Annotated in this window: 9 protein-coding genes and 2 pseudogenes; 7 read left to right on the top strand and 4 right to left on the bottom strand. The window is 61.1% G+C overall.

Going from position 1 to position 15,831, the window contains the following annotated elements; translation table 11 throughout:
* Positions 1 to 152 precede the first annotated feature (152 nt).
* Positions 153 to 2,417: a catalase/peroxidase HPI gene (gene katG, locus AC0IW7_RS18460; RefSeq protein WP_471819926.1), complete on the bottom strand. Its 2,265-nt coding sequence runs from the start codon at positions 2,415 to 2,417 to the stop codon at positions 153 to 155.
* Positions 2,418 to 2,727: 310 nt separating this feature from the next.
* Positions 2,728 to 4,218 (bottom strand): annotated as a pseudogene (locus AC0IW7_RS18455) (flavin monoamine oxidase family protein); the annotation flags it as partial.
* 226 nt (positions 4,219 to 4,444) lie between these two features.
* Between AC0IW7_RS18455 and AC0IW7_RS18450 the strand changes: the two are divergent.
* From AC0IW7_RS18450 to AC0IW7_RS18435, 4 genes are all read left to right on the top strand, one after another.
* Positions 4,445 to 5,848 (top strand): adenosylmethionine--8-amino-7-oxononanoate transaminase, encoded by a 1,404-nt coding sequence (locus AC0IW7_RS18450; RefSeq protein WP_471819924.1) that lies wholly within the window; start codon positions 4,445 to 4,447, stop codon positions 5,846 to 5,848.
* A 252-nt stretch (positions 5,849 to 6,100) separates the two neighbouring features.
* Positions 6,101 to 6,772 (top strand): GntR family transcriptional regulator, encoded by a 672-nt coding sequence (locus tag AC0IW7_RS18445; protein ID WP_471819922.1) that lies wholly within the window; start codon positions 6,101 to 6,103, stop codon positions 6,770 to 6,772.
* Positions 6,773 to 6,893: 121 nt separating this feature from the next.
* On the top strand, positions 6,894 to 8,000 hold the full coding sequence (locus tag AC0IW7_RS18440; RefSeq protein ID WP_471819920.1) for a polyamine ABC transporter substrate-binding protein: 1,107 nt from the start codon (positions 6,894 to 6,896) through the stop codon (positions 7,998 to 8,000).
* Between the two features lie 35 nt (positions 8,001 to 8,035).
* Positions 8,036 to 9,646: a gamma-glutamyltransferase family protein gene (locus tag AC0IW7_RS18435; protein WP_471819918.1), complete on the top strand. Its 1,611-nt coding sequence runs from the start codon at positions 8,036 to 8,038 to the stop codon at positions 9,644 to 9,646.
* A gap of 188 nt (positions 9,647 to 9,834) precedes the next feature.
* Here the strand turns inward: AC0IW7_RS18435 and aldA are convergent, their stop codons facing one another.
* Entirely contained in the window at positions 9,835 to 11,271 is a 1,437-nt protein-coding gene (gene aldA, locus AC0IW7_RS18430; RefSeq protein ID WP_471819916.1) for an aldehyde dehydrogenase, read from the bottom strand.
* Between the two features lie 65 nt (positions 11,272 to 11,336).
* The gene (locus tag AC0IW7_RS18425) at positions 11,337 to 13,487 is read right to left on the bottom strand and encodes a PQQ-dependent dehydrogenase, methanol/ethanol family (protein ID WP_471819915.1); all 2,151 of its coding nucleotides are present in this window, start codon (positions 13,485 to 13,487) and stop codon (positions 11,337 to 11,339) included.
* Between the two features lie 362 nt (positions 13,488 to 13,849).
* Between AC0IW7_RS18425 and AC0IW7_RS18420 the strand changes: the two are divergent.
* From AC0IW7_RS18420 to AC0IW7_RS18410, 3 genes and pseudogenes are all read left to right on the top strand, one after another.
* Positions 13,850 to 14,608 (top strand): annotated as a pseudogene (locus AC0IW7_RS18420) (PAS domain-containing protein); the annotation flags it as partial.
* Complete coding sequence (locus AC0IW7_RS18415; RefSeq protein WP_463384652.1) at positions 14,588 to 15,166, top strand: methyl-accepting chemotaxis protein; 579 nt, start codon at positions 14,588 to 14,590, stop codon at positions 15,164 to 15,166. The pseudogene AC0IW7_RS18420 and the gene AC0IW7_RS18415, both read left to right, overlap by 21 nt.
* A gap of 409 nt (positions 15,167 to 15,575) precedes the next feature.
* A complete protein-coding gene (locus AC0IW7_RS18410) occupies positions 15,576 to 15,797 on the top strand; it encodes a hypothetical protein (protein WP_122492670.1) in 222 nt (73 codons plus the stop codon).
* Positions 15,798 to 15,831 lie beyond the last annotated feature (34 nt).

Raw genomic sequence — 15,831 nt, 5'->3', positions numbered from 1 at the left:
GCAAAAAAAACGAGCGCCTGTAGCGCGCAGTCAGGTGGGAAGACCGCCGCGCCATCGTCTGACGCAGCGCCAGAATTCAGCCATTCGCGCGCAAAAAAAACGCCCCCTTTGCCGCGAGAGCAAAGGGGGCACCGGGTGGTGCGGGGGCTTGATCAGCTATGCAGGTCGAAGCGATCCAGATTCATCACTTTCGTCCAGGCCGCAACGAAGTCCTTAACGAAACGGGCCTGGCCGTCGGCACTGGCATACACCTCGGCAATCGCGCGCAGCTGCGCGTGGGAGCCGAACACCAGATCAACGCGCGTACCGGTCCATTTCACCTGCCCTGTCTTGCGCTCGCGCGCTTCGAAGGTGGTGGCCGACGCCGGTTTCCATTCCACGCCCATGTCCAGCAGGTTGCTGAAGAAGTCGTTGGTCAGTACGCCCGGACGCGTGGTGAGCACGCCATGCTGGGCGCCTTCGACGTTGGCCCCGAGTACCCGCAAACCGCCAACCAACACGGTCATTTCCGGCGCGGTGAGCGTCAGCAACTGGGCTTTATCCACCAGCAGCGTTTCCGCCGACACGGTGTATTTGCCCTTCAGATAATTTCGGAAGCCATCGGCGATGGGCTCAAGGAAACCGAACGATTCCACGTCGGTCTGCGCTTGCGAGGCGTCCATGCGCCCGGGTGCGAACGGCACGCTGACGGTTTGCCCGGCGGCCTTCGCTGCTTGCTCAACGCCTGCGTTACCGGCCAGCACGATCAGGTCCGCCAAGGAAATTCGTTTGCCGCCGACCTGGCCGCCGTTGAATTCGCCCTGAATGCGCTCCAGCGTGCCCAACACCTGCGCCAACTGCGCCGGCTGGTTCACGGCCCAGGATTTTTGTGGTTCCAGACGCAGGCGTCCGCCGTTGGCGCCGCCCCGTTTGTCCGAACCACGGAAGGTCGACGCGGCGGCCCAGGCGGTGGACACCAGTTGCGCCACGCTCAAGCCCGAGGCCAGCACTTTGTCTTTCAGCGCCGCCACGTCGCTGGCATCGACCAGCGGATGATTCACCGCTGGAATCGGGTCTTGCCACAGCAGTTCTTCGCGCGGTGTTTCCGGCCCCAGATAACGGGCCAGCGGGCCCATGTCACGGTGGGTCAACTTGAACCAGGCGCGGGCGAATGCGTCGGCCAATAGCTGTGGATTTTCCAGGAAGCGGCGGGAGATTTTTTCGTAAGCCGGGTCGAAACGCAGCGCCAGGTCAGAGGTAAGCATGGACGGTGCGCGACGTTTGCTCGGGTCGTGGGCGTCTGGAATCTTGCCCGCCCCTGCGCCGCCTTTGGGTTGCCACTGATGGGCGCCGGCAGGACTCTTGGTCAGTTCCCACTCGAAGCCGAACAGGTTTTCCAGGTACTCGTTGCTCCAGCGCGTTGGCGTGGACGTCCAGGTCACTTCCAGACCGCTGGTGATGGTGTCGCCGCCTTTACCGCTGCCGAATGCGTTGCGCCAGCCCAAGCCTTGTTCTTCCAGGCCTGCGGCTTCCGGTTCCGGGCCCACGTTATCGGCGGGGCCGGCGCCGTGGGTTTTGCCGAAGGCATGACCGCCCGCGATAAGCGCCACGGTTTCTTCGTCGTCCATGGCCATGCGGGCGAAGGTTTCGCGAATGTCGCGGGCCGAGGCGACCGGGTCGGGATTGCCTTCCGGCCCTTCCGGGTTCACATAGATCAAGCCCATTTGCACGGCGGCCAGCGGGTTCTCGAGGTTGCGCTCCAGCTCACGGCCTTCTTGCTCCGGACGTTTTGCCGGCTCAGCCACCAGGTCGCCTTGGCCCGGCTCTTCCACTTCTTTGCTGGCTTTGCCGTAGCGTTTGTCACCACCGAGCCACACGGTTTCGGTGCCCCAGTACACGTCTTCGTCCGGTTCCCAGACATCGGCCCGGCCACCCGAAAATCCGAAGGTCTTAAAGCCCATCGATTCCAGCGCGACGTTGCCGGTGAGCACGATCAGGTCGGCCCAGGAAATGGCGTTGCCGTATTTTTGCTTCACGGGCCAGATCAGCCGACGCGCTTTGTCGAGGCTGACGTTGTCTGGCCAGCTATTGAGCGGGGCAAAGCGTTGCTGCCCGGAACCGGCGCCGCCCCGGCCATCGCCCGTGCGGTAGGTGCCGGCGCTGTGCCAGGCCATGCGCACGAACAGCGGGCCGTAATGGCCGAAGTCGGCCGGCCACCAGTCTTGAGAGTTGGTCATCACGGCTTCGAGGTCGCGTTTGACCGCGGCGAAGTCGAGGTTTTTGTAGGCGCTGGCGTAGTTGAAGTCTTCCCCCAGCGGATCGGATTTTGCCGAGTGTTGATGCAGCACTTTCAGGTTCAACTGATTGGGCCACCAATCACGGTTAGTGGTGCCGCCGCCAGCGGCGTGGTTGAACGGGCATTTTGATTCAGTCGACATGGTGTTCTTCCTTAATAAGGTCGAGTAATCCGGCTTCAGCCAATGTGGCTACGAACGCTGACACACAGGTTCGGTGTGGTCGGGGCGGGCCTGGGGTCGTTACCGCATCGGAGCGGCGGGGCGAGGCTCTGGGTCCCCTCATCAGTGAAACGGCGCCGCAACGACACGGCGCAGTGCAAGACTAGCCGTGTATGGGAGGAGGTCTAATAGAGCCTATGTGCTGTGTTGATAGCGTGGCTCTGTCAGGCGCATTCAATTGCCCCCGACAAAGCCACCGGCGCCCGCCTTGCGCGGGCGCCACGCATCAGTTGAACAGCTTCGAGAAGAAGCCTTGCTTGTCGTCGTCTTCTTTGGCGGGCTTCTTCGGCGGTGCGGCCTGGGCGACCACCGGCTTGGTGGGATCTACAAACGTGCCGGCCAACAGACTCTGCGCCTGGCTAGCCGCGCGCTGGCCACTGCGCAGCGCGCCTTCCAGTGTTCCGGGATACAAGGCGTCGGTGTGCTCACCGGCAAACACCACACGTTGCAGCGGTTGTTCCCACAAACGCCAGTTGCGCGTCAGTTGGCCGGGGCCGTAGGCCAGGTACGAACCGCCAGTGGAAGGGTCGGTGCTGTAGCGCTTGATTTCATAGCCGGTGAACGCGCCACGCGCTTTCGGGTAGAACGCGTGCAGGCGAATCAGCACCTGATCGACCATCTGTTTGTCGCCAAATGCTTGCAGCACGCGGGCGTTGTCGCCCGACAGGTTGATCACCACATTGGCGCCGCCTTTTACCGCGGGCTCGATCCACAACATGCCCAGCCCCTGGTCGGTGAAGATTTCACCGGACAGCCGCGCCTTGCTCTCCCACACCGGGGTTTTGAACTTGAGCATGATCTGGTCGCGCCAGCCGTAGTTGGTGCCTTTGATGGCCCCAAGGTGCGCCGCGTCCAGCGCCGGGGTCAGCTGAATTTGCGCCAGGGCTTTGAGCGGCACGGCCAGCACCACGTAGTCGGCGCTGTAACCGACGCTGCCCACTTTTACCGTGGCGCCGTCTTTGTCCTGGCTGATGGCCGAGACCTTGGCGTTGGTTTTGATGGTTTTGATTTGCTTGAGAAACGCCGCCGCCAGCACCTGGCTGCCACCCGGCAAGCGCGCGGCCCGCAGGTCGCGGTCGTCGACGCCACGATAAACGCGGGTTTGCTGGGCGAAGTAAAGCAGCGACAGGCGTGACGGTTCGTCGTAGCGCGAGCGAATGCGTTGGTTGACCAACAAGCGCGCGGTGGTCGGCAGCGCGAGTTTGTCGAGCCACTTGGCGACGGTGATCTGGTCGAGCGCGAACAGGGTGTTGTTGGCGGCCGGGTTCATCGGATCGGCAATGGACGCTGCCAGGTCGTCCAGACTTTTGTCGAAACGCTTGAGGCCTTCGGCGGTTTCCGGCTGTTTGGTGGCCAGGTCGGCGGCGGTGAAGTAGTCGCCGTTAATCAGGTAGCTGGGGTTACGCACGAACTCGGGCGCGGGCAGGGTCTGCAGTTTGAAGGTGTCGATGTAACCGTTGAGGGTGGGCTGCACTTTCTTGCCGGCAATCCATTCGCTGGTGGCCAGGCCCGAACGCCCGCCAATGCTCGGTTTGGCTTCTAGCAACGTAACCTGCCAGCCCTTTTGTTGCAGCTCGTACGCGGCGGTCAAACCGGCCAACCCGGCGCCCACCACAATGGCCGTGGGTGGCTTGGTGGCCGCCGGCTTGTCGGCGGCAATTGCCGCCACGCTGAACACACCCATTGCCAGCAGCGCCAAGGCGCGCAAACCGGTTCGCAACATACAACCACTCCTTACATCCGTTCCGCAGGCAGCGGAACGCTCTTAGATGGCGCGCAGAATACGCCGCCCCCCGCCAAGGAACCAGCCAAGTCCGTCGCCTTGAAAACGCGTGGGCGGTTTGCAGTTGTTCACCGGCGCGCCATTGCATAGGCTGCAGTCCTGCTTTGCGTGCCCAGCCTCTGCCTGGCCGCGTCTGTACAGCTGTCTTGACTGCCTGGAGTTTCGAATGAGCCTGAATAATCAGTGGATGCAACGCGACCTGGCGGTGCTCTGGCACCCCTGCACGCAAATGAAAGATCACGAGCAATTGCCGCTCGTGCCGATCAAGCGTGGCGAAGGCGTGTGGCTCGAAGACTTCGACGGCAAACGCTACCTCGACGCGGTCAGTTCCTGGTGGGTCAACGTGTTTGGTCATGCCAATCCGCGTATCAACCAGCGCATCAAAGACCAGGTCGACCAACTGGAGCATGTGATTCTCGCGGGCTTCAGCCATCAGCCGGTGATTGAATTATCCGAGCGCCTGGTCAAGCTCACACCGGCGGGCCTGGACCGTGTGTTTTACGCTGACAACGGGTCATCCGGCATCGAAGTCGCCTTGAAGATGAGCTTCCACTTCTGGCGTAACAGCGGCCTGGAGCGCAAGAAACGCTTCGTTACGCTGACCAACAGCTACCACGGCGAAACTATTGCGGCGATGTCGGTGGGCGACGTGGCGCTGTTCACCGAAACCTACAAATCCCTGTTGATGGACACCATCAAGGTGCCTAGCCCCGACTGCTACCTGCGCCCAGAAGGCGTGAGTTGGGAAGAACATTCGCGGGTGATGTTTGGCCAGATGGAACAGGCGCTGGCCGAAAACCATCAGGACGTTGCCGCCGTGATTATCGAGCCGCTGATTCAGGGCGCCGGCGGCATGCGCATGTACCACCCGGTGTACCTCAAACTGCTACGCGAAACCTGCGACCGCTACGGCGTGCACCTTATTCACGATGAAATTGCCGTGGGCTTTGGCCGCACCGGCACGATGTTCGCCTGTGAGCAGGCGGGCATCGCGCCGGACTTTCTGTGTCTGTCCAAAGCGCTCACCGGCGGCTACTTACCGATGGCCGCCGTGCTCACCAGCGAGGCGATTTATCAAGGCTTCTACGACGACTACCAAACCCTGCGCGCCTTCCTGCATTCCCACACCTATACGGGCAACCCGCTGGCGTGCGCGGCGGCTTTGGCCACGTTGGATATTTTCGAGCAAGACAACGTGATCGAAGCCAACCGCGCTCTCAGTGCACGCATGGCCAGTGCCACGGCGCATCTGGTGGACCATCCGCACGTGGCCGAAGTGCGCCAGACCGGCATGGTGCTGGCCATTGAAATGGTGCAGGACAAAGCCAGCAAAACGCCTTACCCGTGGCAAGAGCGCCGGGGTTTGAAAGTGTTCCAACACGCGCTGGAACGCGGCGCCTTGCTGCGGCCCTTGGGCAGCGTGGTGTATTTCCTGCCGCCGTATGTGATTACCCCGGAGCAGATCGACTTTCTCGCCGAAGTCGCCAGCGAAGGCATCGATATCGCCACCGCAACGAAAACCTCCGTGCCCGTCAGCGGCCGCCACCCCAACTTCCGCGATCCGGGTTAATAGCTCGATTCTCTACTCACCATCAATCCGCCCCCTCTGCCCGCTCGCGGGCGAGGGTTTTCGTTCCCAAAGTGCGCATCTGCGTAACGCCCCGCTCCAAAACGTGACGAACGCCTTCACCGACCCAGTCCCGCTAATTTCTCTTTAATCCTTAATAATCAATCAGATAGAGCCTTAACCCAGCATTGGCCCGCATTCTGCATTCGTTGGCTTTATGGATAATTGGATCCAAAAAACCATGCGAGCACTGCGATGCACATCGTCCCCTCCTACGCCGAACGCAAACCCATGACCGCCGAAGAAGAGGCTTACAGCTTTCTTCTCAACGCGATTTGCACCGGCCACTACCGCACGGGCGACCGTCTGGTGTCGGAAGAAATTGCCAGCGAAATCGGTATGAGCCGTATGCCCGTGCGCGAAGCGTTTCGTCGCCTGGCGGCCGAGGGTTTGGTGACCATGCGCCCTAACCGCGGCGCCGTGGTCAGCGGCTTGAACCTGGACGAGATACACGAAGTGTTCGACATGCGCAGCGCCCTCGAAGGCTTAGCGCTGCGCGTGGCGGTGCCGAAAATTACCGAGCGCCATTTGAACCGGCTTGAACGCCTGCTCGATGAAATGGACGAGTGCCGCGACGACAGCGCCGAGTGGGTCGGCCGGCACCGCGTGTTCCACGAATACCTGTGCAGCCTCAGCGAGCGGCCCCGGCTGATGCGCCAGATCAGCGCGCTGTATTCAGTCATCGAACCGCCCATGCGCCTGTGGCTGCAACATGCACAAGCGCCCAGCGCCCGCGAAGAACACAGTGAAATACTCGACGCCATCCGCAGCGGCGACGCCGCGCTGGCCGAGCGGGTGTTGCGTGAACACATTGAAGGCACCGTGCCGGAACTGGCGCGGTTTCTGGAACAGATGAACCCAATGTAGGAGCGAGCTGGCTCGCGAAGCAGGCGCTGCAGTTTGTCGCTGAATCGCACCACTTCTTTCGCGAGCAAGTTCGCTCCTACGGCCCCCTTTTCTCCTCGTCGTAACAGAAGGAATTACCCGCATGAGCCTGCGCCTTTCCGTTTCACGCACACTGCTGGGCGCGTTCTGCGCCCTGGCGATTCTGCCGGCCACCCAGGCGGCGGAGCAGACGATTCGCTTCTACAACTGGTCCGATTACATGGGCCCGGACACCCTGAAGAATTTTGAAAAAGACAGCGGCGTGCCGGTGCAATACGACGTCTTCGACACCAACGAAATGCTCGAAGCCAAGCTGCTGTCCGGGCACTCCGGCTATGACCTGGTGGTGCCGTCCAGCCAGTTCCTGCCCAAGCAAATTCGCGCCGGTGCCTACCAGCCTTTGCAGCGCGAACTGCTCACCAACTGGAAGCACCTCGACCCGCGCCTGATGCAGCGTCTGGAAGAAGCCGACCCTGGCAACAAATACGCCGTGCCGTACATGTGGGGCACCTTGGGCATTGGCTACAACGTGGAAAAAGTGCGCGCCGCGCTGGGCGCCGATGCGCCCGTCGATTCCTGGGCACTGGTGTTCGATCCGGCCAACCTGGCCAAGCTGAAAAGCTGCGGCGTGGCCATGCTCGATGCGCCGGTAAAAATCATTCCGCAAGCCATGCATTACATGGGCATGAACCCCAACAGCACAAACGCGGACGACTACAAAAAAGCATCGGCGCTGCTGCAAAAACTGCGGCCGTCGGTGACCTACTTCAGCTCGTCGAAATACACCACGGACCTGGCCAACGGCGACATCTGCGTGGCCATTGGTTATTCCGGCGACGTGATGCAGGCGCAAACCCGGGCCAAGGATGCCGGCAAAAACGTCGACATTCGCTACGTGATTCCCAAGGAAGGCGCCAACCTGTGGTTTGACATGATCGCCATTCCGAAAGACTCGACCAACGCCAAAAACGCCCATGCGCTGATCAACTACTTGCTGCGCCCGGAAGTGATTGCGCCGGTTAGTGACTATGTCGGCTACGCCAACCCGAACAAGGACGCGACTGCCCTGCTCAGCCCTGCCGTGCGCGACAACCCCGGCATTTACCCGAGCGATGAAGTCATTTCCAAGCTGTTCGTGTCGGCCGACTTGCCGCCTGCGATCCAGCGCGTCATCACTCGCGAGTGGACACGAATCAAGTCCGGCAAATAAGCGGACGCCGTTTTGACCTTTTATGAGTTCTGCCCATGTTGAAATTTTCTGCCCATGAATACCCCTACGCCTCGCAACGCCAGAGCGTGTTCGCCAAGCGCGGCATGGTCGCTGCCTCGCAGCCTCTGGCCGCCGAGGCCGGTATCGCCATGCTGCGCCAAGGCGGCAACGCCATCGACGCCGCCATCGCTACGGCGGCGGCGCTCACGGTGGTTGAACCCACTGGCTGCGGCATTGGCGGCGACGCCTTTGCCCTGGTGTGGGTTAAAAACCAGCTGCACGGTCTGGATGCCAGCGGCCATGCGCCGCAAGCGTTGAGCATCGAGGCCATGCAGGCGGCGGGGCATGAAAAAATGCCGGTGTATGGCTGGGCGCCGGTGACGGTGCCGGGCTGTCCGGCGGCATGGGCAGAACTTTCCCGGCGCTTTGGCCGGTTGCCGTTTGCAGACCTGCTGCAACCGGCCATCGAGTTGGCGCGCGACGGTTTTCCGGTGTCGCCGGTGGTCGCGCATCAATGGCAAACCGCGTTGGACGAATACACCCCCGAGCGCCAGCCCGTGTTGGAAAGCTGGTTCTCGACCTTCTTGATCGACGGCCGCGCGCCTCAGGCGGGCGAGCTGTTTCGCAACCCGGCACAAGCTGAAACGCTGGCCGAACTGGCCGCCACAGGGTGCGAAAGTTTCTATCGCGGCACCATTGCCCAGCGCCTGGCTGCGCATTCAGAGGCCACCGGCGGCTACTTGCTCGCCAGCGATCTGAGCGGTTACCAAGCCAAGTGGGTTGAACCGATAAGCGTGAATTACCGAGGCGTGGATGTCTGGGAAATTCCCCCGAGCGGCCAAGGCCTGATTGCCTTGATGACGCTGAAAATCCTCGAAGGCTTTCAGTTCGACCAGCGCGACAGCCAGCTCACCTGGCACCGCCAATTGGAGGCCATGAAATTGGCCTACAGCGACGGCCTGCACCACATCACCGACGCCGAGCACATGCGCGTGGCGGTCGAGCAACTGCTGAGCCCCGGCTACATCGAGCGCCGTCGCGCGCAGATCAGCGACCGCGCCCAACCGCCGCTGCACGGCGACCCGCACACCAGCGGCACGGTGTACCTGGCCACGGCCGATGCCGAGGGCAACATGGTGTCGTTTATCCAAAGCTGCTACCACGGCTTCGGTTCTGGCGTGGTGCTGCCCGACAGTGGCATCGCCCTGCAAAATCGCGGCTCGGAATTCAGCCTCGACCCCGGCCACGCCAACAGCCTGGCGCCCGGCAAGAAAACCTTTCACACCATCATCCCCGGCTTTCTCAGCAAAGACGGCCAAGCCCTCGGGCCGTTTGGCGTCATGGGCGGCTATATGCAGCCGCAAGGCCACGTGCAAATGGTGATGAACCTGGTCGACTTCGGCCTTAACCCTCAAGCCGCACTGGACGCCCCGCGCTGGCAATGGCTGGGCGAGATGAAAGTTGGCATCGAACAGGGCGCCTCGCGCGACCTGGCGTTTGCCTTGGCGCGGCGCGGGCATCAGGTGGAAATCGCCCACGACCTGACCGACTTCGGTCGCGGCCAGATCATCCTGCGCGACCCGAATACGGGCGTGCTGTGCGGTGGCACAGAACCGCGGGCGGATTCGCATATTGCTGTGTATTGAGAATGCGTAGCGCCGGATTCCACCCCTGTAGGAGCCACCTTGGTGGCGAACCCTGCAACGGCATTCTCGATGGATGTTTGCAGGGTTCGCTAGCAAGCTAGCTCCTACAATGCCGAACCAAAAAAAGCGGGCGCACGCCGAAACGTGAACCCGCCAAAGCACTGCTTACCTAGTCTGTTGCGGCGCGGTTATTCCTGGATGTACACCACATGCGTGTGGGTGAACTCATACAGGCCGTGCTTGCCATCTGCACCGCCGATACCGGATTTACGCGTGCCGGCATGGAAGCCCTGCATGGCTTCGAAGTTCTCGCGGTTGATGTAGGTTTCGCCGAAGTCGATTTCGCGACTGGCTTTCATCGCGGCGCTGAGGTTGCGGGTGTAGAGCGAGGAAGTCAGGCCGTATTCGCTGTCGTTGGCCAGGGCGATGGCTTCGTCGAGGTCGTCGACAATTTGCACCGGGAGCACCGGGCCGAAAATTTCCTTGCGCATGATTTCCATGTCAGCGGTGCAGCCAGCCAGCACGGTCGGCTGGTAGTGGAAGCCCTTGCCAAGATCGGCCACCGCGCCGCCCGTGATGATCTGCGCGCCTTGCCCGCTAGCCGTTTTGACCATTTGCGCGACCTTGTCGAGGCCGATCTGGTTCACCAGCGGGCCCATGTCCAGGTCCGCCTCGGCCGAGGGATCGCCGTACTTGGTGGCGGCCATGGCGCTGGCAAGTTTGTCGATAAATTGGTCGGCCACTTTGCGCTCGACATACACCCGCTCGGCGCAGTTGCACACCTGCCCGGTGTTGATCACCCGCGAGGCGGTAATGGCGTTTACCGCCAGTTCCAGGTCGGCGTCGGCCAGCACAATAGCCGGCGCCTTGCCGCCCAGTTCCAGGTTGAGTTTGGTGATGTTCGGCGCGGCAGCGGCCATGATGCGCGAGCCGGTGGCGACGCTGCCGGTGAAGCTGATGAGGTCGATACCGGCGTGGCTGGTCAGCGCATGGCCGACGCCGGCGCCCGTGCCGCTGACGACGTTGAATACGCCCGTGGGCAGATCGGTTTCCGCCACCAGGCGGGCGAATTCGAAGCAGTTGATCGGCGTTTCTTCGCTGGGCTTGATGACGATGGTGTTGCCGGTAATCAGTGCCGGCGCCATCTTGCGAGCGATCAGAAAGAACGGGAAGTTCCACGGCAGAATGCCGGCCACCACGCCCAAGGGTTTGCGTTGCAGGAAGATGTGTTCACCGGCGCGGTCGCTGGTTAGCACTTCACCTTCCAGGCGGCGCGCCCACTCGGCCATGTAGTCGAGGTAGTCGGCAGTGAAGTTCACTTCCACCATCGCCAGGCCCGGCACCTTGCCCTGCTCCTGGGTGATGATGCGCGCCAGGCGCTCGGCGTTGTCGCGCACTTTCTGGGCGATGCGGCGCAGGTAGCCGGCGCGTTCGATAGCCGGTTTGGCCGCCCAGCCTTTTTGCGCTTTGCGCGCGGCGGCGATGGCCCGTTCCACTTGTACATTTGTGGCTTGCGGCACGCGGGCCAGCAGCTCGGCGTTGGCCGGGTTGAATACTTCGATCAGTTCTTCGCTGCCGATAAAGGAATTATCGATGTAGTTCTCGTAGGTAACGATGCTGCTCATGCGTTCTCTCCTGTCCACGCATCGGCCCGCCGGGGCGAGCGTCTGCGTGGTGACGGGTTTACGGATTAGTTGCTGGCGGTTTTCTTCGCGGCGGCCTGCTGTTCTTGCAAGTCATAGGCGCGCTTGATCAGGTACTGGTGCACCGCTTCGGCTTGCTGAATGTCGAGGTGCCCCTGGAACGACGGCATGCCGTCCGGAATGCGCCCGCCGTAGACGATGCCAAGGAAGCGCTCGTGGTTTTCCTTGCTCAGGGTGCGCAGGTCCGGCACTACACCGCCGCTGATGGCGTTGATGCCGTGGCACTGCGAGCAACTGGCGTTGAACAGTTCGCGCCCCTGGTCGATTTGCGCGGTGGTGCCGGTCAGCTCAGGTGGCTCGGGTTTGCGGTCGGCGAAGCGGTCGTTCAGCTCAGGCAACTTGGCGGTGCCGCCGAGTTTGTAGGTGAGCACTTGCGCGTTCGGTTTCACCCCGGCACGCAGCGACAACGCGCCCGCGAAGGTCGAGAACGCGCCACCCCAGCCGGCCATGAAGGTTACGTATTGCTCGCCGTCCACTTCATAGGTCACCGGTGCGGCCATTACGCCGGTGTTGGCCGGTTGCTCCCACACCTTCTTGCCCTTGTCGGCAGTGTAGGCCACCACGCGGCCATTGGCGGTACCTTCGAACACCAGGTTGCCAGCCGTGCTCAGCGTGCCGCCGTTGAAGATGGTGGTGTACGGCACTTCCCACGCGGCCTCTTGCTTGACCGGGTCCCAGGCGATGAGTTTGCCGGTCCAGGTGTCGGCGATCTTGCGCAGGCCCTCGGGGTCCTCGGGCATCATGCCGGTGTTCACGTCGAGCTGATAAATGCTCTTGAACTTGGAGCGCGGCGGCGCACCGTCAACGTCCTGGTACATGGCCGACATGATGTGCGCCGGAATGTACACAAGCCCGGTGGTGGGGTTGTACGACATGGGCTGCCAGTCGTGCGCGCCCCAGAACGCCGGCTGGATCAGACGCGCTTTTTTCTCGGGGTCTTTCCAATATTCGGCGACTTTCTCGTTACGAATCGGCCGGCCGGTTTTCATGTCGATGCCGGTCGCCCAGTTGATCGGAATGAAGTTCTTGGCGGATAGCAGCTCGCCGGTTTCACGGTCGATGACGTAGAAGAAACCGTTCTTCGGCGCCTGCATCAGCACCTTGCGTTTCTTGCCGTTGAGTTCCAGGTCCACCAGCATGATGTGCTGCGTGGCGGTGTAGTCCCAGGCATCGCCGGGGGTGGTTTGGTAATGCCAAACGTACTCGCCGTTGTCCGGGTTGATGGCGACGATGGAGGACAGGAACAGGTTGTCGCCCTTGCCTTCGCTGCGAATGCGCGGGTTCCACGACGAGCCGTTGCCCACGCCGATGTACAGCAGGTTCAGCTCGGGGTCGTAGGACATCGAATCCCACACCGTGCCGCCACCGCCCTGCTTGACGTAATTGTCGCCAAACCAGGTTTTCGCGGCGATTTCCATGCCTTTGCCCTTGGGCATTTCTTTGGGGTCGCCGGGCACGGTGAAGAAGCGCCAGTCTTGCTTGCCGGTCTCGGCGTCGTAGGCGGTGATATAGCCGCGCACGCCAAACTCGGCGCCGCCGTTGCCGATGATGACCTTGCCTTTGACGATGCGCGGTGCGCCGGTGATGGTGATGCTGCGGCTGGGGTCGGTGCGGGTGTCGACGCTCCAGACTTTTTGTCCGGTCTTGGCATCGATGGCCTCTAGACGGCCGTCGAGCACGCCGACATAGACTTTGCCATTCCACACCGCCACGCCTCGGTTCACCGCGTCGCAGCAGGCTTCGCCCGCGCGGGAGCGGTCGGATTGCGGGTCGTATTTCCACAGCAATTTGCCGTTACGAGCGTCGAGGGCATAAACGATGGAGAACGGCCCGGTGGTGTACATCACGCCGTCGACGATGATCGGCGTGGCTTCCACGCCACGGTCGATGTCCAGCTTGTAGCTCCAGGCGAGGCCGAGTTTGTCGACGTTGCCGTCGTTGATTTTCTTCAGCGGGCTGTAGCGTTGTTCGTCGTAAGTACGGCCGGTGGTCATCCAGTTGCCGGGCTCGCTGTCGGCCGCGCTGATGCGCGCGCCATCGACGGCGGCGGGTTTGTCTGTCGCCAGGGCGTGGCCGCTAATGGCCGCACTCAGAAGCAGGGAAGCGAATAGGCACCGCTGCAGGCCAATCTGATTCATCGTGGAATCTCCAGTTCTTATTAGAAGCCGCAGCGTCGCGCTGCTGACGAAAGGGACTGGAGCAACGGCTGTGCCAGCGCTGCCATACCGGCTTGCAGCCCAAGCAGGCCGCGGCTTGCAGCAAACTGACGTGACGAGGCTGGTGCGGGCAGGTGTCGCAGCGGCGCAACAGGTGGTGCGACAGGTGTCGCAGGGGATGAGGGGTTTTCGGCAGCCCTGGCCCGGCCAGCCGCACCGCGCGGCCCGAACAATTTGCGTCGGCCGCGTGCCAGAGATTTTTTTATCTTCTACGCTTCAGGAACATTTTGCGGTGCCGACCTAAAAGCAAACGGAATGCACATCTAACGCGCGGGTAACACAGCATGTTCAATAAGCAGCTCAAAGAACGACTGGCCGAACTTGAAGAAGAAGTGGCCCGCAGCCGGCAAATCAAGCAGTCGCTCTATGACGAAATGCTGGTGCTGGAAGTTGATACGAGCGGTCGCATCATCAAAGCCAACGAAAATTTCCTGAAAGAAATGTTCTACCGCGCCGACCAGTTAATGGGGCGCGCGCTTGACGAGTTTTTTCCCGATAGTTTCCGCAGAGAAGAGAACTACCGGCGCATCAAACAAGCGCTGCAAGTTGGCGATCATTTGGTCGGGGCTTTCCGGTTGCTGCGGGGCAACGGCGAAGAAGCCTGGCTGCGCATAATTTTTCAGCCGATTCGCAACAGCCACGCCAAATTAGTGAGTTTTGGTCTGTACGCAAACGACCTGACCCGCACTATTGAAACCTCCAAAGAACATGAAGGCATCATCAACGCCTTGCTGCGCTCTACTGCCGTGATCGAGTTCAACCTCAAGGGCGAAGTCATCACCGCCAACCCCAACTTCCTCAACGCCATGGGCTACAGCCTTGAGCAGATCAAGGGCAAACACCACGCCATGTTCTGTGATCCGCAGGAAGTGAATAGCCCGGGTTACAAAGACTTTTGGGCCAAGCTCAATCGCGGCGAATACGTGGCCAGCCGCTTCAAGCGCGTGGATGCCATGGGCCGCCCGGTGTGGCTGGAAGCGTCGTACAACCCGGTGCATGACGCTCATGACCATTTGTACAAAGTGGTGAAATTCGCCACGGTTATCTCCGATCAGGTTAACCAGGAAATCGCCGTCGCCGAGGCCGCCAACATTGCTTACAGCACCTCGCAGCAAACCGACCTGAGCGCGCAGAAAGGCGCCTCCGTGGTGCAGCAGACGGTGGACGTGATGCGCCAGATTACCCAGCAGGTTCAGGAAGCGGCCGAAGGCATTGAGGCATTGGATAAACAGTCGCAGCTGATCAGCTCCATCATCAAAACCATCAGCGGTATCGCGGGCCAGACCAACCTGTTGGCGCTGAACGCAGCCATTGAAGCTGCGCGCGCGGGTGAGCAAGGGCGTGGTTTTGCCGTGGTGGCCGATGAAGTTCGCTTACTGGCCGGCCGCACCAGCCAGGCCGCGGAAGAAATTGTTGAAGTGGTGCAGAAAAACCAGCAATTGGCACAGACGGCAGTGGGCAGTATGGCCAGCAGCCGGCAACAAGCCGAACAAGGCTTGGGCCTGGCGAATGAAGCCGGCGCGGTTATTGTGGAGATTCAAGACGGCGCGCAAAAAGTGGTGGATGCCATTGGCCAATTCGCCAGCCAATTGAAGAACTGAAACCGTGACACCCGGCGGCGCTAATAACGCAGCGTCAATCCGCTTCGTTTAAACCAGACGGAGCGTTATTGGATTGACGCGTTTAGCGCCCCACCCAACAACACCATTAAGTTGTGCGTGCCGTTTCCCAACTTAGGTGGGGAACTTGGCTAACGTTCTGGTGAATGTCGCTTAATCATTTTCAGCGCATAGATTTTTAATTGCGCCTGACTATAATCTTCCCCACGACGGAATACCGTCGACCTGCTGGAGATCCCAGCCAGTCAATCCAAGCAGTTGATTTAGCTAGACTTTTAATCAATCACACTCATAAAACCAGGCGGAGCCTTGCGCTCCCCGGTGCCGGCCGCTGATGCAGCGCATGCCAGAACGCAGACGGCCAGGCCTTAACCACGAGCAGAGGCACGACGTGACCAAAGACGAACTGCGCGCCGAACTTGAGCGCCAGGCGCAGCGTTATACGGAAGTTTATGGCGGAGAAGTTGTGACCTATGCCGCCCAGCCGGAACCTGAACGCAAGCCATGGCGCAAACGCTCCAATGTCCTCGATCAAGCGTTTGAGCGAGAAATGGAAAAGATTGAAAAAGAACATCAAGCCCGTCTGGAGTCGGTTAAAGACACCGACGTTTAAGGGCGCACCTTTATAAAGTGCGCCAATAAACAAG

It is taken from the genome of Pseudomonas sp. AC229, assembly GCF_979254655.1.
The sequence above is the reverse complement of the archived record's forward strand: the minus strand, read 5'-3'. Positions and strand labels throughout refer to the sequence as shown.

Bases quoted from the DNA above. Each gene is read 5' to 3' on its own strand.
- AC0IW7_RS18445 (WP_471819922.1), top strand. From the start codon at position 6,101: ATGCACATCGTCCCCTCCTACGCCGAACGCAAACCCATGACCGCCGAA.
- AC0IW7_RS18435 (WP_471819918.1), top strand. From the start codon at position 8,036: ATGTTGAAATTTTCTGCCCATGAATACCCCTACGCCTCGCAACGCCAG.
- AC0IW7_RS18450 (WP_471819924.1), top strand. From the start codon at position 4,445: ATGAGCCTGAATAATCAGTGGATGCAACGCGACCTGGCGGTGCTCTGG.
- katG (WP_471819926.1), bottom strand. From the start codon at position 2,417: ATGTCGACTGAATCAAAATGCCCGTTCAACCACGCCGCTGGCGGCGGC.
- AC0IW7_RS18425 (WP_471819915.1), bottom strand. From the start codon at position 13,487: ATGAATCAGATTGGCCTGCAGCGGTGCCTATTCGCTTCCCTGCTTCTG.
- AC0IW7_RS18440 (WP_471819920.1), top strand. From the start codon at position 6,894: ATGAGCCTGCGCCTTTCCGTTTCACGCACACTGCTGGGCGCGTTCTGC.
- aldA (WP_471819916.1), bottom strand. From the start codon at position 11,271: ATGAGCAGCATCGTTACCTACGAGAACTACATCGATAATTCCTTTATC.